The sequence below is a fragment of the Shewanella sp. 0m-8 genome (assembly GCF_052977265.1).
The window spans coordinates 63,539-81,376 of the sequence record NZ_JBRIMB010000011.1; the positions used below are offsets into that span (position 1 = coordinate 63,539).

Genomic DNA, 17,838 nt, shown 5'->3' on the forward strand with positions numbered 1-17,838 from the left:
TCTCTATTAGGTCGATTGCTATTAACTTGAGGGGAAACATCAGTTTTTCCCTCAGGTTTGTTATAAACTTAAGGTCTGTGTTTCCCTTACTATATTAGTAAACAGATTTTATGAATGACACTTCCCAATATGATTTCTGGGTTAAGCTGGCCAGCCGCGCAGCGGTTGCGACAGCGTTAACCCTTATTACCATCAAACTTGCAGCATGGATGTATTCTGGTTCCGCCAGTATGCTGGCTTCATTGACCGACTCCTTTGCTGACGCGCTTGCATCAATCGTTAACTTTATTGCAATCCGCTACGCTATCGTGCCTGCGGATCAAGATCATCGCTATGGGCATGGTAAAGCTGAGCCGTTAGCCTCGTTAGCGCAATCAGCCTTTATTTTAGGTTCTGCTTTCTTTCTGATGTTGCACGGCAGCGAACGCCTGATTAATCCGGTAGAGGTGCAGCACGCCACGTTGGGGGTGATTGTTTCTGTTATCGCAATTTTGCTGACACTGGCATTGGTTATACTGCAGAAAAGAGCCTTAGCTGCGACCTCAAGCACTGTTGTTGAAGCCGATGCGCTGCATTATAAGTCGGATCTATTCTTAAACGCGGCGGTATTACTGGCACTGGTTTTATCTCAATATGGCTGGTGGTGGGCTGATGGTTTATTTGCGGTATTAATTGCGTTGTTTATTGGTCAGCAAGCCGTGGGGCTGGCTTATCGTTCGGTGCAGTCTTTGTTAGATAGAGAACTTGATGATGAGACTCGGGAGAGAATTACGCATTTAGCTAAGCAAGATCCTCAAGTCAAAGGGATCCATGATTTACGCACCCGCGAGTCGGGTAAGACCATGTTTATTCAGTTTCATCTCGAACTCGACGGGACGTTGAGCTTGCATCAGGCACATAAAATTGCGGTAGAAACCTCCGAGCGGGTGCGCAAAGAGTTTGTGGAGTCAGAGGTGATTATTCACCAAGATCCGGTGTAGCCGTTAGCGTATAAGCAAAAAAGGAGAGCCTGTGGCTCTCCTTTTTGTTTTCAGCCCTAAACCAACTACTGCAGTAGGTGGTTATCATCAATGAGGCTTTGCCTGAAATAAAACAAATGAAAGTTAAGCTTTACTACAAGCATTGAAGATCTCGTTAATCCATCTCTAGCTCTTTCAGTTTTCGGGTCAAGGTGTTGCGACCCCAGCCTAAACGTTTGGCCGCTTCTTGCTTATGGCCATTAGTATGTTTAAGCGCAGTTTCCAGTAATATCCGCTCGAATGCGGGCTGCACTTCGGTTAGCAAGTCGCTGTCGCCGTCGCTGAGACGTTGATCGATAAACAGCTTCAATGCGCCTTGCCAGTCATCACTATCGCTGCTTGGTGTACTATTGAGCTTAGGCTCTTGCAATAGCTCAGGTGGTAGATCTAGAGGTAAGATCTCTTGTCCCGAGGCCATGACGGTTAACCAGCGACAGGTGTTTTCAAGCTGACGTACGTTACCGGGCCAAGGAAGCTGCGACAGTTTAGTCGCGGTCTCTTTGGTTAGCATTTTTGGCTCAACGGCAATCTCTTTGGCGGCAATCATCAAGAAATGACGCGCAAGTTGTGGGATATCTTCTCTACGCTGAGACAGTGGCGGCAGGTGCACACGAATGACATTTAAGCGATGAAACAGGTCTTCACGAAAATCCCCTTGCTGCACCAGCTGTTCAAGGTTTTGGTGAGTCGCTGCGATAATACGCACGTCTACCTGTACCGGTGAGTGGCCGCCAACACGGTAAAACTGCCCATCGGCTAACACACGTAATAGTCGAGTTTGCACATCGAGCGGCATATCACCAATTTCATCTAAGAAGAGAGTGCCGCCATTGGCCTGTTCAAAACGGCCTTGTCGCACACTGCCTGCACCAGTAAAAGCGCCTTTCTCGTGACCAAAAAGTTCTGATTCAATTAAGTCTTTAGGGATGGCTGCCATATTGATGGCAATAAACGGCTTACCTTTACGCGGGCTGTGTTTATGCAGTGCGCTGGCAACGAGCTCTTTACCCGTACCCGACTGGCCGTTAATCAATACGCTAATTGAAGAACGAGAAAGGCGGCCAATGGCGCGAAAGACTTCCTGCATCGCAGGGGCTTCACCAATGATTTCTGGTGTGGCGACTAGCGGCTCTTCAACGATGATACTCGATGTTTGCTCTTTAGCGTGGGTGAGCGCACGGTCGACTAAAGATATCGCTTCATCGATATCAAAAGGTTTAGGTAGGTATTCAAATGCACCTGCCTGATAGGCACTCACTGCGCTGTCGAGATCGGAGTGTGCCGTCATGATGATGACAGGAATATGCGGGTAATGATTTTGTAGGCGCTCCAGCAGAGTCAAGCCATCGGTGCCGGGCATGCGGATATCTGACACAATCACTTGAGGCTGCGCCATCTCTAAGGCTTGCCACAGCGATTCGGCTGCGGCAAAGCTGGCGCAGCTAAATTTAGCGCTTTGTAGTGCTTTTTCTAATACCCAGCGTATCGAACTATCGTCGTCGAGGATCCAAACTTGTTCAGCCATTGAGTGTTTTCCTCTTATTAACTATTGATCGGTAAGGTAATGGTAAATTCGGTATGGCCTACGGTTGAGTCGCAATCTATGCGTCCACCGTGCAAGCGAGCAAAATTATGAGCAATAGATAGGCCTAAACCTGAGCCTTGCTCACGACCAGTGACCATAGGGTAAAACAGCGTGTCCATTAGCTCGGGCTGTATGCCTGGACCGTCGTCGATGACCGATAACATCAGCACTAGCTTATGGCGCTGTGTACCTATGGTGATCTGGTGTTGAGTACGGGTTTTCAGGCGAATATGCCCACCCATAGGCTCTAAGGCTTGAATCGCATTTTGCACAATGTTGAGAATAGCTTGCTGCAGTTGGTCCGGATCCATCTCAATATCAGGAATAGAGGGATCATAATCTTGGGTGAGCTCAATGTTATCAGGTAGGGTGACATTGACTAACTTGACGACTTTTTGGATGACTTGATGAATATTAAACAGGCTATGCTGCGTCGGCTTTTGTGGGCCGAGCAAACGGTCGACTAAGTTACGTAGTCTATCTGCTTGCTCAATAATAAGATCGGTAAACTCGTTAAGCTCAGGCTCTTTTAGCTCACGTGATAGCAACTGCGCAGCGCCACGCAATCCGCCTAATGGGTTCTTGATTTCATGGGCGAGGTTACGCACTAAATATTGCGCAGCCTGCTGCTGAGCATCTTGAGTCAACTGTTGATGGATGCGGCGCTGTTGATCTACTTGGCGAAATTCTATCAGAGCAAGGTTCTGTTCTTGCTCAAGTGGCGTGAGCGTGACATCGACAGTATGTTGCTGACCATCAAGGGTGACTAAAGAGACAGTATTAATACTCAGGCCTTGACCATCGAAAATTGCCAATTTTAGCACTTGAGGATCGACACCGAGTAATTGGTAGTGTTCGGGTAAGGGGTGTTCGCTAAGGCGGTGACTGCCCACACCGAGCAACTGCTCGGCGGCCGCATTCACGTAGAGTAACTCAAGCTCTTCATTGGTAACGATTACCGCCGTTACTAAATGGTTGAGCAATAAACTTGTATCCATCAGCTACTCCGAATTATGCACATGCACCTGTTTGGGCATTTCAGTTGATCGCACCACTATGGTGCACCAAAGTGGTGCAACCTGCAACTGGACTTCATCGGAATGTAGACTAAATCAATATAATCCTAAGCTTTTATATTAAAAGGTATTTACCCATTATCTCTAGGCTGAGGTTTTAAGCGAGCAGGCCCATAAATCGACGTCCGATGAAGAAAAATCGTTCTGGTAGAAGTCGATGCAATTATTTTGCCGTTCTGATCGAAAGCCTTAACAGCAAAGGTATGTTCACCACGATTAATGTTTTTCAGCTTAAATATGCCGATGGTTTGCTTGCTGCCTATCTGATTGCCGTCCATGTAGAGCGCTAATTGATGTGCTGCTGCGAGCTGCGGAGTGATATTGGTGATAATGGTAATATCGCCATCATTGCTGCGGATAGACTCTTCTTCAGTTGGAGAGGCAATACTCATTTTATAAAGAGGCTTAACGGCTTCGGAATCGCTTGTCGTGCCGGGGAGTACGGAGACTTCTGGTAATTTAAGGCTGTTTTGAGTGTTCTCTTTAAATTCGACCACTTCAGCATTTTTTACCGGTTCATCAGAGAAATGAACGTTACCATTTTCATCGACCCACTTATAAACCGTCGCATGAGCAAGCGTTGTAACCAGTAGCATAATTAGTATAAAGCCAGCACGCATTGTGACATCCTTTGTTACAGGGTTTGATACCGAAGATTAGCTGTTTTAACATAAAAAATCATGAACTTTGTGGTGATTTTATACCGCGAGGGGTCGTGCAGAAGTTGACTGTCTTGAGTGATAAGCTCATTTCACTTGATTGGCATCTTGTTGATAGCCAGTTTTTAGCAGTAAATTAGTAGTAATTTAGCTGTAAGATGACTATCAATTAGCTTAGATTATTGCTGGCAACACATAAGGATAACAGATGCAAAAAACGATGTTAGTGAGTAGCCTATTATTGTTGGCTGCATGTGATTCGACTCAAACAGCTCCAGCGATAGCGGCAGTCGACAGTGCTGCTACAGTTGATGGCCATCAACATGTTGCTCCGGCTTTTGATTGCGCTAAGGCTCAGGGACAAGTTGAAACTTTAATCTGCAATGATCCCGAGTTAGCGGCGTTAGATCAGAAAATGGCGCAGGTTTATCAAGCGGCGGTTGTTAATATTCCCGCAGCAGAGCAGCCTAAGGCGATGCAAAGAGGCTGGATTAAAGGTCGTAATGATTGTTGGAAAGGGCTGGATGTGCGTGAGTGCGTATTACAAAATTATCAAAGCCGGATTATTGAATTACAGATCCAAGGTGGATTGTTAGAGGTGCCTGCAGCCGTAGTTTTTGATTGTGATAATCATCCACAGATCACTGCGGTTTTTTATACCCAGCTCGATCCGGTTACTGCGGTATTTACCTTTTCGAGTGAAAAAATGGGTGAACAACAGCTGTTAGCAACCAATGTGCGTAGCGGTAGCGGCGCGAAATACCAGGGACGTAACTTTGAATTTTGGGAGCATCAAGGCGAAGCCAGCGTGCAGTACCTCGGTGAACGTTACCAGTGCCAGTTACGTAAGTCAGTGCCTGCTACTAAGTTAGTACCCGTTCCGTAAGTTAGTGCCAGCTACATAAGCTAGTACCAGTTACGTAAGTTAGTGCTAGTTAAGTAAGCCTGTGCCGTCGACATAAGTTAATCTTAGTCACGTAAGTCGACGGCGCACTAAAGTGAATCGTTGAACTGAATATCATAATTAGCTTATGTAAAAGCAGCCTTCTGGCTGCCTTTCTATTGAATATCCATTTTTAGCTTTTGACAGCTAACAGCTAGCTTTTATCGTATTGCTGCTCAATCTCGCCAGCCTTAATGTGATTGGCGTGCTGACCAAGCTGCTTAGCGTAAGTGGCAATATGCGGGTACTTTTCAACTTCACCACTGGCCGCGAGTAGCTCAACGATAAACGACATCATGATATCCGCGCCAGTAAGCTTGTCGGCGACAAGGTAACGCTTACCTTCAAGCGATTGATTGACGTAGCTAAGAATTTTTTCAGACTCAATGGCAGCGTAGCCCTCTAAGAAGTTGGTTTGACAGCCGTCTTTGGCGACAAACATTCTCAGTAGTAAAGGCAGTATTGCTGAACTTTCTGCAAAGTGAAGCCATTGTAGATACTCAACATAATCAGGGCTGCCCTTTTCTGGTGCGAGCGTTCCTGCTGCATGGTTATCGATAAGGTATTGGGTAATTGCGCCTGATTCTGCAATCACTTGCTGTTGATACTCAATCACAGGTGACTTGCCTAGTGGATGAATGGCTTTGAGTTCTGGCGGCGCTAGGAAAGTTTGGCTATCTCGTTGATAGGCTTTTATTTGATAATCTACCCCAAGTTCCTCAAGTAACCAGATGATACGTTTTGAGCGAGACTTATTTAAATGATGCAGAGTGATCATTGGCGGTCCTTACAATTAATAAGAGCTATTAAGAAGTTCTGTGCGAAAGATAGAATCTGGCGCGAAGTTAATCGCGCCATAGTTCATGTAGTCAAGAGTGTAGTCAGAAGTTAGCTACTTGAGTTACTTCAGTTGCTTGATGATCTCATCGGCCACCACTTCAGAAGAAGCTGGGTTTTGGCCAGTGATTAAGTTGCCATCGACCGCCAAGTAGCTACTCCAGTCATCGCCTTTGCTATACAGCGCGCCATTTGCCAGCATCATATCTTCCACGAGGAAAGGCACGATATCAGTCAGCTGCACTGCCGCCTCTTCACCGTTAGTAAATCCTGTCACTTGCTTGCCTGCAACTAAAGGTGTGCCATCGGGGTTTTTCACATTTTTAAGTGCCCCCGGTGCGTGACACACAAGTCCTACAGGCTTTTTTGCCTGGTAGAAAGCGGCTATTAATGCGATAGAGTGATCATCGTTAGTGAGATCCCATAATGGCCCATGGCCACCTGGATAGAAAACCGCGTCGTAATCAGCTTGGTTTATCTCAGCTAACACTTTAGTGGTTACCAGTTGCTGCTTGGCCTGTTCATCTTGATTGAATCTATCGGTCGCTGCCGTTTGAAAGTCCGGCTGCTCGCTACTAGGGTCTATTGGTGGTTGTCCGCCAGCAGGTGAGGCTAAGGTGACAGTACAGCCACTGTCTTTAAAGCGATAAAAAGGACTGGCAAATTCTTCGAGCCAGAAGCCTGTTTTTAAGCCTGTGTCGCCAAGTTTGTCGTGTGAGGTCAGTACCATCAATATCTTCATTTTGTCGTCCTTTTTATCTGTTGGTTTGCCAATAGCGGCATCCTTATTACGTGATGCCTGCCAGTTAGCTGAGGTCTCTGTTAAGTTTGTATCTGTTTAATTATTAAGAGTTATAAGTTACGTTCTAAAATCTTGCGGCTCATAGCCAGATCAACATCTTGTTTTTCACCTAAAGCCGTCATGCCGTGGGCTTCAAGCTTGCTAATGATCTCATCGATACTGCTACTGTCTAAATCGTAGTCTGATAGGCGAGTATTAATGCCCATCGCTTCAAAAAAGTCGCGGGTCTTGCTTATCGCCGCATCGATGATTTCATCAACCGAGCCTTGGTTAATTCCCCAAACGCGATCGGCATATTGCAGTAACTTCTCTTGCTTAGCTTCTCGGCGAACATCGAGCATACCCGGTAAAATCATCGCGATAGTACGGGCATGGTCAACACCGTAAAGCGCGGTAATTTCATGGCCAATCATGTGTGTTGCCCAGTCATGTGGCACGCCTTTACCTATCACGCCGCTCAGTGCCATTGTTGCCACCCACATCAGGTTGGCACGTACATCGAAGTCTTGAGGTTGGCTTAGGGCTTTTGGCCCTAATTCGATTAGGGTTTGAAGCAAGCCTTCGGCGAATCTGTCTTGCACTGGCGCATTAACAGGGTAGTTAAGGTATTGCTCAGTGATGTGAATAAAAGCATCGACAACGCCGTTAGCGACTTGGCGTTCTGGTAATGTGAAGGTTTTGCTTGGGTCTAATACTGAAAATTTTGGAAAGACGTGATTGCTCATAAAAGAGAGTTTAGCTTGGAACTCTTTACGGGTAACCACGCTGGCGCTATTCATCTCAGAACCCGTGGCAGGCAAGGTCAGAACCGTACCGAATGGCATTGCTTGAGTGACCTTAGCGCCCCAGCTTAAAAGAATGTCCCATGGCTCACCTTCAAATAGCGCGGCAGCTGCCACAAACTTGGTGCCATCGATAACCGAGCCACCACCAACTGCTAAGAGAAAGTCGATATTTTGCTGTTTTACGACTTCGACCGCTTGCATCAATGTTTCGTAGGTTGGATTTGCCTCGATACCACCAAATTCAACAACTTCACGCTGCTTAAGCGCAGCCTTTACTTCATCGAGAGTACCTGTGCTTCTGGCGCTGTTGCCGCCAAACAACACTAAGACCTTTGCATCTTGTGGGACTAAGTTATCCAGTTCAGCAATTTTTCCTTCACCAAAACTAATGTGAGTAGGGTTGTAGTAATCGAAGCTGTACATAATCTTTCCTATAGTCGACTAATTGTCGAATGATACTAAGGCCTAACATTTAGTAGACCAGTCGTCTAGTAAACGGTTAAAAAAATGCCCGCCATCAACAGGTATAAGCATAGGCGGGGGAGATAAATTTGCTGATTATTTCAGTGAAGAGCATTTCACTTTAGATCACTTCAATACCGAAACAGGATTAGCTAGCAGGGCTTGAGTCATCTGTAATACGCGTGTGATGACATTGGGATCACGGGTTAATTTATTTCTTAAACTGGCACCTAACCACATCTGGTATAAGGTTTCTGCGGTATAGGCTGCATTCATTGCAGTCAGAGAGCCATCTTCTATTCCAGCTTCAATACAGCTCGCAAGGCGAGCAATAACCGCTGATGAGCCCTTGTCTAGGGCAAGGCGCATGGGTTCTGATAGATCTGAGACTTCGGCACTGAGTTTGACCACTAAGCACTTTTGGTCGATACAGGCATCACTTTGGGTGCTTTGCCAGCGTAACCAGTAGCTCATCAATCTCTCTAAGCCTGAGCCATTCTCTGGCGCAAATAGGCTGTCGATACTGCTTAAGTAAGTTTTAAAGTAACTGTTAATCACCTCTTCACCGAACTGCTCTTTGGATTTGAAGTAGTGGTAAAAAGAACCTTTAGGCACATCGGCAAATTTTAAGATCTGCGATAGACCGACATTGGAAAAGCCTTTGCTCGAAATCAGGCTGTATCCTGAGTCGATAATATGCTGACGTGTTTGCTGAGGATCTGTTTTGATACTTGTTTTCATAGTAAACAGACTAACACAATTAGACCGGTCGTCTAGTGTTTTTTTTATCAGTTATTTTTAGGGGCGTGAATGCCGCTATAGCGGCAATGTATTGCGCGAGAAGTTTTGCTTTAACACGACGGTAGATTCGATCCCGGCGATACAGCTTAAGCTGCCAAGCGACTTTTTTACGAAGCTTTCATAACTGAGCAGGTCGCTAGCAACGATTTTTAGCAGGTAATCGTGGGCACCGGTGACCACTGAACATTCCATGACTTGCTCGAGATTTTCCATGCTTTCTTCGAACACAATTGCATGTTGATCTGAATTTTCTTTGAGGCGTACAAAAGCATACACCACTACGTTAAGCCCAACTTCTTTAGGATCGATTTGCGCCGCATAACCGCTAATCACACCCGTTTGCTCTAGCTTTCTCACGCGGCGAAGGCAGGGGGTATCCGACATATTTAATTTGGCAGCGAGCTCGCTAATCGCGATACGGCCTTGACGTTGTAATATGGCGAGTATGTTGCGGTCCTTGTTATCCATTGGAGGCCTTTTTATTTTTTGTGGTGAAAATCGGTATCAATTAACCATTTTATAGGGGATCTCGACCTTAAATGGAAGTTATTCGCGCCAGTTTATCGATTTACACCATAGGGATCCTGCTAGGCTAAGTGACTATAGATTACTGCACAGTCTCATCGAAAAAATAAGGACTAACAGATGACGCAAAATACTCAGGCATTCGATCATTGGATCCGCACTCGTTTTGTTGAACTCAATAGTGAGCTTGAATCGCTTTACGCTGAGCAGAGCGACAGGGCTAATGTTGAAGGTGTTGGCGAGCACTTAAAGCTGCAACTTGAATCTGAAGGGCACCAGCTGATAGCCAGTTTGCTGGCTGAGGGAAATACTGACGAAGGCTTTGATCATGCTTTTGATCTGCTTGGTAATGTTGGCCTGTATATGGCGGCATGCCGTAGGCACGAAATTACCGAGCCTTCACGAGAAACCGTATCACCACTGACAGAGGCGTCTACCCTTGCTATGCATATTGGCGCCTCTATTGGTGTGACCCCAAGATTTGCCACGGCGCACCTTACTACCCATAACCGTGCACACCAGGGGGTGTATAAACGCTTTACTGATTTAGCTGCCGAGAAGCTGTTTGTTGATTATAACACCAAAGGCATTTTGGCTTATAAGCGTGCCGCCGATGCACTGTTAAAAATTCAGCCGTTAGGCATAGATCATCCCATTGCCTCTGATCTGCTGAACGTTGCTAAGCAAGCCTTACAAGATGTGATTGAATCAAACCGAGTCTTGTTTTTGCAGCTTGATGCCGATGACTTCTTCTATTGCGTGAGACCCTATTACAAACCTTATCGTGTAGGTAGCCAAGTTTATCGCGGCGCTAATGCGGGGGATTTTGCCGGGATCAACGTTATCGATATGCTGCTGGGCTTATGCGCTGCAAACGAGCCGGGTTACTCGCAGATGCTGGTGGATAAGTTTTTATACATGATGCCTGAAGATCAACGCATTTTACGTGACTGTATGCGCCGAACCAGCTTTATGGATGCGTTACTGGGCATGAGTCATTTACGTCACGAGCAATGGTACCAGCAAAATCTTCAGTTGTTTTTGGAGGTATGTGAATTACACGGGCAAACGGCGATTCAGCATCATAATGAGCTGGTATCTAAGTATATTGCTCAGCCTTCAAAAAATATGCAGCAGCAACATATGTCAAAAGTCACCGCCAGTGGCCCACCATTACCGGTATTACTTAACTCGCTAGAAAAATTACGCGATAGAAGAGCCGCTGCTAAACGTAGTGATATCCGAACTCGTTTTGATGATATTTGCACGCTAAAAGCGAGTTTGGAGGCAGAGTAATATGCAGTCTTTTAAAGATGATTTTAGTTTAGCGCCAGGGAGCTACCTGCTTAACCATTCGGTGGGTCGGCCATTGAAAGATGCCGAGCAAGCGTTCTCAAAGCAGTTTTTTGCGCCTTGGCAAACATCGGGGAAAGAGCCCTGGCATGATTGGTTGCAGGTGATTGAACAATTTAGTCAGGGGCTGGCTAAGTTGTTTAATGCGCGCGTCGAAGAGTTTTGTCCTCAGGTTAATCTCTCTAGCGCGCTGACTAAGTTGGTGATGTCGTTAGAGCGGCTTAATCAGCAGCATGCAGTCGTTCTGATGAGTGAAATTGACTTCCCAAGTATGGGGTTTGCGCTTAAAAAAGCCCTGCCACAGGGCTGTGAGTTGCGCTTTATTCCTAAGTCTTTAGATATTACCGATGCCGAGGTCTGGCAGTCACATATTAGTGCCGATATCGATTTAGTGTTTGTCAGCCATGTGTATTCCAACACGGGGCAGCAAGCCCCTGTCGAAGAAATTGTTAATGCTGCAAAATCTAAAAATGTATTAACCCTACTCGATGTGGCGCAATCGGCAGGTATCGTGCCGTTAGACTTACAGGCTCTGCAGCCTGACTTCTTAATCGGCTCAAGTGTTAAGTGGTTATGTGGTGGTCCGGGCGCAGCTTATTTATGGATAAACGCAATGCATATTGAGCACTGCCAGCCAAAAGATGTGGGCTGGTTTAGCCATGAAAATCCGTTTGAGTTTGATATTCACGATTTTCGTTATCACCAAAGCGCACTTAAGTTTTGGGGCGGTACACCTTCGATTGCTCCCTATGCGATAGCGGCGCATAGCATAGGTTACTTTGCCAATATAGGTTCTCATAAGCTTCGTGAGCATAACCAATGGTTAATCGATGTGGTTGCAGAACAGTTTGAGCAGGAGTTTGTATCTCCAAGGCTTGAGGCAAAGCGCAGTGGTACGTTGATTTTAGATTTTGGCGCTAAGCAACAACAGGTGTTAGCAGCATTGCAACAGGCGAATGTGAGCGTGGATCTGCGGAGCCAAGGTATTCGTGTGTCACCGCATATTTATAATGATATGGCCGATATTGAGCGGCTTCTGTCTGTGATAAAAAGCGTATAAAAAGAAAAACAGGCCTTAATGTTAAGGCCTGACATGTCACTGTTAACTTATGGTTTTACCGCTCTTAAATGTACTTTGCGGTAATTGAATTCTTGATTGAGCTGACTTAGCTCACCAACTGAAAGCTTGGTCAGTAATGCGCTGCCTTGGTCATCGGTGACAAACTTTTTGGCGGTGCGATTCACAAAATCAACCACGAAAACACTGTCGCTTTGTTGTGATTCTGCGGCTTTTAGTGCTGCTTGGCTTGAGCAATCGTTACATTCTGCAATCGGGCTCATCGCGGCTAGGCTTGTGGTGGAAAGTAGTAGTCCTGCACTTAATAGTGTTACTCGAGTGGCTGTTTTTCTCATAGTAGGTTCCTTATTACTTAAACGGTGATCTTCGTCACACTTTTAATTTAGGCTATCGTGTAGCCAGTGTCCAGCAATACTTGTTATTAACTTGTTGTTTAATCATGCTTTATTTAGCTTAGGCTAATAAACTGATGTTTATGTGAGCGAGCAATAATGGGCTAAATGCTTGCCACCTTTAGGCTTGCCTATTACCTATGATTGGCCGATAGTATTTATGATGCCGTTTTTAAGGGAATTAAATGAAGATATTCATACTGTTACTTAGCTTATGTTGCTTCAGTACCTCATCCATGGATTGGAATGTGCAAACGCTTGGGGCCAATGCCGCTTTGAGAGGTAGCGCCATACTTGATGGGGTTGCTTGGGTTACGGGAACAGATAACCGTGTTTATATCTCCAAAGATCAAGGTAACACCTGGTTAGATGTGTCGGTAAAACATCACCCTTTGACTGACTTTCGCGATATTGAAGTATTCGATGCCAACACTGCCATTGTTATGGGCGCGGGTGAAGGGGGCTTATCTAAGCTGTATATCACCGAAAATCAGGGTTTAAGTTGGCAATTAATATTTGATAATCCAGATGAACTCGGCTTTTTTAATTCAATCGCCTTTTGGGATCGTAATAACGGCTTATTGCTGGGTGATCCGGTTGGTGGTTGCTATGTGATTTTGCGTACAACCGATGGCGGAAAATCTTGGCAGCGAGTGGCGAAAGGTGGGTTACCCAAAATGCTTGATAAAGAGGTCGCGTTTGCCGCTAGCGGTAACACCTTAGTTGTTGGCAAGAGAGGCCGCGCCTGGTTTACTACCGGAGGATATAGTAGCTCAGTCTACCTTACCGCCGATTCAGGCACGCATTGGCGTCGGCATCCAATCGCACTTTATGATGATACTCAAACTGCCGGTGGTTATGCGCTGGCATTTAATCATCTAGATGATCTATTTGTACTGGGAGGCGATTATCAGCAGCGTGATAAGCATGCTGCCAATATGGTGTATAAAAAAGGCTATGTGTGGCATAAAGCCCCCGGCACAACCCCAGGTTTGCGCAGCGCTATGGTGTGCTACGAAGAAACCTGTATTGCCACCGGTAAGCTATCAACCGATATTTCTCATGATCATGGTTATAGTTGGCAGCCACTGCTGATTAACGGTGAGTCTCAGGGATTTTTTACTTTGGCTATCGAGGGCAATACACTAGTTGCTGCAGGGCATAATGGCCGTGTTGCGGTGTATCAGTTTTAAAGATTAGTCATTTACCTGCTAAATAAAAAAGCCCCAAACATGACTGTTTAGGGCTTTAAAGACTAATCACTTACGAGTGGTTAGCGGGTCACTCAGAGGATTACAAGCTGTAGTAAAGCTCGAATTCTACTGGGTGAGTTGTTTGGTTGATGCGCTCAACATCAGCAGACTTAAGGGCGATGTAAGAGTCGATAAAGTCGTTAGTGAATACGTCGCCACGAGTTAGGAACTCACGGTCAGCGTCTAGACACTCAAGTGCGTTTTCTAGTGAAGTGGCAACTGTTGGGATTTCTGCTGCTTCTTCAGCTGGAAGATCGTATAGATCTTTATCCATTGCTTCACCTGGGTGGATCTTGTTCTGGATACCGTCAAGGCCAGCCATTAGCATTGCAGAGAACGCTAAGTATGGGTTAGCCACTGGGTCACCAAAACGGATTTCGATACGACGACCTTTTGCACTTGGTACCACTGGGATACGGATAGAAGCAGAGCGGTTAGCTGCTGAGTAAGCAAGCATAACAGGCGCTTCGAAGTGTGGTACAAGACGCTTGTATGAGTTTGTCGATGGGTTAGCAAATGCGTTAATTGCACGCGCATGCTTAATCACACCACCGATGTAGAATAGAGCTGTTTCGCTCAATCCACCGTACTTGTCACCTGCGAACAAGTTAACGCCATCTTTCGCAAGAGACTGATGCACGTGCATACCGCTACCGTTGTCGCCAACGATTGGCTTAGGCATAAATGTCGCTGTCTTGTTGTAAGCGTGGGCCACGTTGTGAACAACATACTTAAGTACCTGAACTTCATCGGCCTTAAGTGTTAGTGAGTTGAAACGTGTCGCGATCTCGTTTTGGCCCGCTGTAGCAACTTCATGGTGATGCGCTTCAACAACTTGACCCATCTCTTCTAGCACTAAACACATAGCACTACGGATGTCTTGTGAAGAGTCTACTGGTGCTACTGGGAAGTAACCACCTTTCACGCCTGGACGGTGACCCTTGTTGCCACCATCGTAGCTAGTACCTGAGTTCCAAGCTGCTTCTTCAGCATCAACCTTGTAGAAACAACCAGACATGTCAGCGCCGAACTTAACATCGTCAAATAGGAAGAATTCTGGCTCAGGACCTACCAATACGGTGTCAGCAATACCTGTTGAACGTAGGTAGTCTTCTGCTTTTTTAGCAATAGAGCGTGGATCACGGTTGTAACCGGTCATTGTGCCAGGGTTTAGGATGTCACAACGAATGTTAGCAGTAGTTTCTGCCGTGAAAGGGTCAAGTACAAAACTTGCAGGATCTGGCATCAATACCATGTCTGATTCATTAATGCCTTTCCAACCTTGGATTGAAGAACCGTCAAACATTTTACCGTCTTCAAAAAAGTCAGCATCGACTTGGTGAGTTGGAATGGTTACGTGCTGCTCTTTACCTATCGTATCGGTAAAACGTAAATCAACAAACTTAACTTCTAATTCTTTTAGTTGTTGTAAAACTGATTCTGCTGACATTCTAAAGTCTCCGAGTAGGGTAAAGGGGCGTCCCTTTGTTTTATCTTTAATATTTAGCGCTTAATGCGATTCTGGCATTCTTAAAGCGAGACTTATGCCAAATTTGTAACTAACTGATAATTAGGGGTTATAATATTTTTATTCTCGATACCGACATCCTTGTTGCACCGTAATGGTGCGCTGGATGGATCGAGATGGTGCACGCGCTATAACAGTGCAGCCGCTATTTTCCCTGTAATCAACTGTTGGCGTCTCGCTAAAAATCGTTACACAGAATAACTAAGCAATGAGTACTTTTATAGGGGGGAGGTCAAGCAAATAACATTAGATTTTCAATAAGTGTTATTAGGATTAAGGACAGTCATGTTTTTTGTTTTTTTGTGAAGAGAATATCCGTTGTTTTCTAGCGGAATTTGAGGCTTAAAATAGCTTTAAAAGGTGAAAATGATGAATTTAAGGAGGAGTGTTTGTCTAGGATGACCTAATAGTGTCACACAACTAAAGTATAAAAAAGTGTGTAAAAAGCAGACGTTAAGGCAAAAAAAATCAATGCGAAAGAGTTATTTTTAACGATTGGTTAAAAATAATCCTGTGAGATAACGCTGAGCTAGAGTAGAATGTCACGCTTTTTATTGCAACTACTATACTAGATTGGTTTTAGTCGTTGGCAGTAACCCCCCCTATATATTATACCGATGGTAAGAGGTTTAGCCGTGTTAGAGAATTTACGTAACATCGCCATTATTGCACACGTTGACCATGGTAAGACTACCTTGGTTGATAAGTTGCTGGCGCAGTCAGGAACCCTTGAGTCTCGAGGAGAAGCCACTGAGCGGGTGATGGATTCAAATGATCTTGAAAAGGAACGTGGTATCACGATTCTGGCCAAGAACACTGCCATCAAGTGGAACGATTACCGTATCAACATCGTTGATACCCCAGGTCACGCCGATTTCGGTGGTGAGGTAGAGCGTGTTCTATCTATGGTTGACTCAGTATTACTACTAGTTGACGCTGTGGATGGTCCAATGCCACAGACTCGCTTCGTGACTAAGAAAGCTTTTGCTCAAGGTCTTAAGCCAATCGTTGTTATTAACAAGATTGACCGTCCTGGCGCACGTCCTGATTGGGTTATTGACCAAGTATTTGACTTGTTCGACAACCTAGGCGCTACCGATGAGCAGCTAGATTTCCCAATCGTTTATGCTTCTGCACTAAACGGTTTTGCAACATTAGATCCAGACGAAACTAGCGCAGATATGACGCCACTTTTCGAAACGATCGTTGAAAAAGTTTCTTCACCAGATGCTGATGCTGAAGGTGATTTCCAGATGCAAATCTCTCAAATCGACTACAACTCATACGTGGGTGTTATCGGTATTGGTCGTATCAAGCGTGGTAGTGTTAAGACTAACCAACAAGTTACTGTACTTGGCGCTGACGGCAAGAAACGTAACGGTAAAATCGGCCAGGTATTAGGTTACATGGGTCTAGAGCGTCACGAAGTTACAGATGCTAACGCTGGTGACATCGTTGCGATTACTGGTCTTGGCCAGTTACAGATTTCTGACACAATTTGTGCCCCTACTAACGTAGAAGCATTACCTCCATTGTCTGTTGATGAACCAACACTAACAATGACATTCCAGGTAAACACTTCTCCGTTTGCGGGTAAAGAAGGTAAGTACGTAACCTCACGTAACATCCTTGAGCGTCTACAACAAGAGCTAGTACACAACGTAGCATTGCGCGTTGAAGAAACTGACAGCCCAGATCGTTTCCGCGTATCAGGCCGTGGTGAGCTTCACCTTTCAATCTTGATTGAAAACATGCGTCGTGAAGGTTACGAGCTAGCTGTTTCTCGTCCAGAAGTTATCGTTAAAGAGATCGATGGCGAGATGTGTGAGCCGTTCGAAACACTAACTGTTGACGTTGAAGAAGCGCATCAAGGTGCAGTGATCGAGAAGCTTGGTATCCGTAAGGGTGACATGAAGGATATGCAGTTAGACGGTAAGGGTCGTGTACGTATCGACTTCGTTATCCCTAGCCGTGGTCTAATTGGTTTCCAAACTGAGTTCATGACAGCGACTTCTGGTACTGGTCTTATTTACCATTCATTCGACCACTACGGTCCTTTGAAAGGCGGCGATATTGGTCAACGTGCACGTGGTGTATTGATCTCTAACGCTACTGGTAAAGCACTAACATTCGCACTATTCGGTCTACAAGAGCGTGGTCGTCTGTTTATTACTCACGCATCAGAAGTATACGAAGGTCAAGTAGTTGGTCTTCATGCACGCGCTAACGACCTAACAGTTAACTGTTTGAAAGGTAAGCAGCTAACTAACATGCGTGCATCTGGTACTGACGAAGCACAGGTACTAACTCCGCATATCGAAATGACACTAGAGCAAGCGCTTGAGTTCATCGATGATGACGAATTAGTAGAAGTAACTCCGCTGAACATCCGTGTTCGTAAGCGTTACTTGACTGAAAACGAGCGTAAGCGTCATAACCGTAAGTAATGACCGCGTTTAGCTTCAACCTGTAACCAGGTTAAGCATTGAAAGCCCCCAACATGCAAATGTTGGGGGCTTTTTTGTTATCTGCAGTAGCGTGTTTAGTGGCATTGCTCACCCTATACCCAGATCTTTGTTTTAAATCCCATTAATTCATGCTTTTAGCCTAGGGTCACAACTCGCTTTAGAGTGTGAATCGCCGCTCTCTCATCAATTGTGTGTAAGCGCTAGCGCTCACTAATTTAGTGATAAATGAACCTGCTTAGCAAAAATCAGAACACACTAATACTCATTTAGAG

General features: G+C 45.4%; 16 protein-coding genes. 6 read left to right on the forward strand and 10 right to left on the reverse strand.

Annotation, left to right across the window (positions count from 1 at the left end; translation table 11 throughout):
* Positions 1-110: 110 nt before the first annotated feature.
* A complete protein-coding gene (fieF, locus tag ACVBIO_RS07700; protein WP_447172333.1) occupies positions 111-980 on the forward strand; it encodes a cation efflux pump FieF in 870 nt (289 codons plus the stop codon).
* A gap of 154 nt (positions 981-1,134) precedes the next feature.
* Here fieF and glnG read toward each other — a convergent pair whose 3' ends face one another.
* The 3 genes from glnG to ACVBIO_RS07715 all read right to left on the reverse strand — a co-directional run bounded on the left by glnG (position 1,135) and on the right by ACVBIO_RS07715 (position 4,300).
* Positions 1,135-2,544 carry a nitrogen regulation protein NR(I) gene (gene glnG / locus ACVBIO_RS07705; protein ID WP_447158913.1) on the reverse strand — a complete coding sequence of 470 codons (1,410 nt, stop codon included), beginning with the start codon at positions 2,542-2,544 and terminating at the stop codon, positions 1,135-1,137.
* A 17-nt stretch (positions 2,545-2,561) separates the two neighbouring features.
* The gene (glnL, locus tag ACVBIO_RS07710) at positions 2,562-3,602 is read right to left on the reverse strand and encodes a nitrogen regulation protein NR(II) (RefSeq protein WP_447158912.1); all 1,041 of its coding nucleotides are present in this window, start codon (positions 3,600-3,602) and stop codon (positions 2,562-2,564) included.
* A 149-nt stretch (positions 3,603-3,751) separates the two neighbouring features.
* Positions 3,752-4,300 (reverse strand): DUF4124 domain-containing protein, encoded by a 549-nt coding sequence (locus tag ACVBIO_RS07715; RefSeq protein WP_447172334.1) that lies wholly within the window; start codon positions 4,298-4,300, stop codon positions 3,752-3,754.
* Positions 4,301-4,547: 247 nt separating this feature from the next.
* Here ACVBIO_RS07715 and ACVBIO_RS07720 point away from each other — a divergent pair, with 247 nt between their 5' ends.
* A complete protein-coding gene (locus tag ACVBIO_RS07720; RefSeq protein WP_447172335.1) occupies positions 4,548-5,225 on the forward strand; it encodes an MliC family protein in 678 nt (225 codons plus the stop codon).
* Positions 5,226-5,436: 211 nt separating this feature from the next.
* On the opposite strand, the gene ACVBIO_RS07725 is transcribed toward ACVBIO_RS07720, so the two are convergent.
* From ACVBIO_RS07725 to ACVBIO_RS07745, 5 genes are all read right to left on the reverse strand, one after another.
* Positions 5,437-6,060 carry a glutathione S-transferase family protein gene (locus ACVBIO_RS07725; RefSeq protein ID WP_447172336.1) on the reverse strand — a complete coding sequence of 208 codons (624 nt, stop codon included), beginning with the start codon at positions 6,058-6,060 and terminating at the stop codon, positions 5,437-5,439.
* A gap of 123 nt (positions 6,061-6,183) precedes the next feature.
* Positions 6,184-6,861: a type 1 glutamine amidotransferase domain-containing protein gene (locus ACVBIO_RS07730; protein WP_447172337.1), complete on the reverse strand. Its 678-nt coding sequence runs from the start codon at positions 6,859-6,861 to the stop codon at positions 6,184-6,186.
* 110 nt (positions 6,862-6,971) lie between these two features.
* Positions 6,972-8,129 carry an iron-containing alcohol dehydrogenase gene (locus ACVBIO_RS07735; protein WP_447158907.1) on the reverse strand — a complete coding sequence of 386 codons (1,158 nt, stop codon included), beginning with the start codon at positions 8,127-8,129 and terminating at the stop codon, positions 6,972-6,974.
* A gap of 165 nt (positions 8,130-8,294) precedes the next feature.
* Positions 8,295-8,897, reverse strand: coding sequence for a TetR/AcrR family transcriptional regulator (locus tag ACVBIO_RS07740; protein WP_447159132.1), 603 nt, complete (start codon positions 8,895-8,897; stop codon positions 8,295-8,297).
* 87 nt (positions 8,898-8,984) lie between these two features.
* A complete protein-coding gene (locus ACVBIO_RS07745) occupies positions 8,985-9,437 on the reverse strand; it encodes an Lrp/AsnC family transcriptional regulator (RefSeq protein ID WP_447158906.1) in 453 nt (150 codons plus the stop codon).
* Positions 9,438-9,614: 177 nt separating this feature from the next.
* On the opposite strand from ACVBIO_RS07745, the gene ACVBIO_RS07750 reads away from it, so the two are divergent.
* Both ACVBIO_RS07750 and ACVBIO_RS07755 read left to right on the forward strand, forming a co-directional pair.
* Positions 9,615-10,790: a PrnB family protein gene (locus tag ACVBIO_RS07750; RefSeq protein WP_447172338.1), complete on the forward strand. Its 1,176-nt coding sequence runs from the start codon at positions 9,615-9,617 to the stop codon at positions 10,788-10,790.
* Between the two features lies 1 nt (position 10,791).
* Positions 10,792-11,907 carry an aminotransferase class V-fold PLP-dependent enzyme gene (locus ACVBIO_RS07755; protein ID WP_447163496.1) on the forward strand — a complete coding sequence of 372 codons (1,116 nt, stop codon included), beginning with the start codon at positions 10,792-10,794 and terminating at the stop codon, positions 11,905-11,907.
* A 47-nt stretch (positions 11,908-11,954) separates the two neighbouring features.
* On the opposite strand, the gene ACVBIO_RS07760 is transcribed toward ACVBIO_RS07755, so the two are convergent.
* Positions 11,955-12,260 carry a hypothetical protein gene (locus ACVBIO_RS07760; protein ID WP_447158903.1) on the reverse strand — a complete coding sequence of 102 codons (306 nt, stop codon included), beginning with the start codon at positions 12,258-12,260 and terminating at the stop codon, positions 11,955-11,957.
* A 242-nt stretch (positions 12,261-12,502) separates the two neighbouring features.
* Here ACVBIO_RS07760 and ACVBIO_RS07765 point away from each other — a divergent pair, with 242 nt between their 5' ends.
* Positions 12,503-13,510, forward strand: coding sequence for a WD40/YVTN/BNR-like repeat-containing protein (locus ACVBIO_RS07765; protein WP_447158902.1), 1,008 nt, complete (start codon positions 12,503-12,505; stop codon positions 13,508-13,510).
* A gap of 100 nt (positions 13,511-13,610) precedes the next feature.
* On the opposite strand, the gene glnA is transcribed toward ACVBIO_RS07765, so the two are convergent.
* Positions 13,611-15,020, reverse strand: a complete 1,410-nt coding sequence (gene glnA, locus ACVBIO_RS07770) for a glutamate--ammonia ligase (RefSeq protein WP_447158901.1) — start codon at positions 15,018-15,020, stop codon at positions 13,611-13,613.
* 713 nt (positions 15,021-15,733) lie between these two features.
* On the opposite strand from glnA, the gene typA reads away from it, so the two are divergent.
* Positions 15,734-17,545, forward strand: coding sequence for a translational GTPase TypA (typA, locus tag ACVBIO_RS07775; RefSeq protein WP_447158900.1), 1,812 nt, complete (start codon positions 15,734-15,736; stop codon positions 17,543-17,545).
* Positions 17,546-17,838: the final 293 nt, after the last annotated feature.

What these genes read in the sequence shown, in the direction of transcription:
- ACVBIO_RS07760 (WP_447158903.1), bottom strand. Translation starts at nt 12,260, where the DNA reads ATGAGAAAAACAGCCACTCGAGTAACACTATTAAGTGCAGGACTACTA.
- ACVBIO_RS07715 (WP_447172334.1), bottom strand. Translation starts at nt 4,300, where the DNA reads ATGCGTGCTGGCTTTATACTAATTATGCTACTGGTTACAACGCTTGCT.
- fieF (WP_447172333.1), top strand. Translation starts at nt 111, where the DNA reads ATGAATGACACTTCCCAATATGATTTCTGGGTTAAGCTGGCCAGCCGC.
- ACVBIO_RS07730 (WP_447172337.1), bottom strand. Translation starts at nt 6,861, where the DNA reads ATGAAGATATTGATGGTACTGACCTCACACGACAAACTTGGCGACACA.
- glnA (WP_447158901.1), bottom strand. Translation starts at nt 15,020, where the DNA reads ATGTCAGCAGAATCAGTTTTACAACAACTAAAAGAATTAGAAGTTAAG.
- ACVBIO_RS07750 (WP_447172338.1), top strand. Translation starts at nt 9,615, where the DNA reads ATGACGCAAAATACTCAGGCATTCGATCATTGGATCCGCACTCGTTTT.
- glnG (WP_447158913.1), bottom strand. Translation starts at nt 2,544, where the DNA reads ATGGCTGAACAAGTTTGGATCCTCGACGACGATAGTTCGATACGCTGG.
- ACVBIO_RS07765 (WP_447158902.1), top strand. Translation starts at nt 12,503, where the DNA reads ATGAAGATATTCATACTGTTACTTAGCTTATGTTGCTTCAGTACCTCA.
- glnL (WP_447158912.1), bottom strand. Translation starts at nt 3,602, where the DNA reads ATGGATACAAGTTTATTGCTCAACCATTTAGTAACGGCGGTAATCGTT.
- ACVBIO_RS07735 (WP_447158907.1), bottom strand. Translation starts at nt 8,129, where the DNA reads ATGTACAGCTTCGATTACTACAACCCTACTCACATTAGTTTTGGTGAA.
- ACVBIO_RS07745 (WP_447158906.1), bottom strand. Translation starts at nt 9,437, where the DNA reads ATGGATAACAAGGACCGCAACATACTCGCCATATTACAACGTCAAGGC.
- ACVBIO_RS07755 (WP_447163496.1), top strand. Translation starts at nt 10,792, where the DNA reads ATGCAGTCTTTTAAAGATGATTTTAGTTTAGCGCCAGGGAGCTACCTG.
- ACVBIO_RS07725 (WP_447172336.1), bottom strand. Translation starts at nt 6,060, where the DNA reads ATGATCACTCTGCATCATTTAAATAAGTCTCGCTCAAAACGTATCATC.
- ACVBIO_RS07720 (WP_447172335.1), top strand. Translation starts at nt 4,548, where the DNA reads ATGCAAAAAACGATGTTAGTGAGTAGCCTATTATTGTTGGCTGCATGT.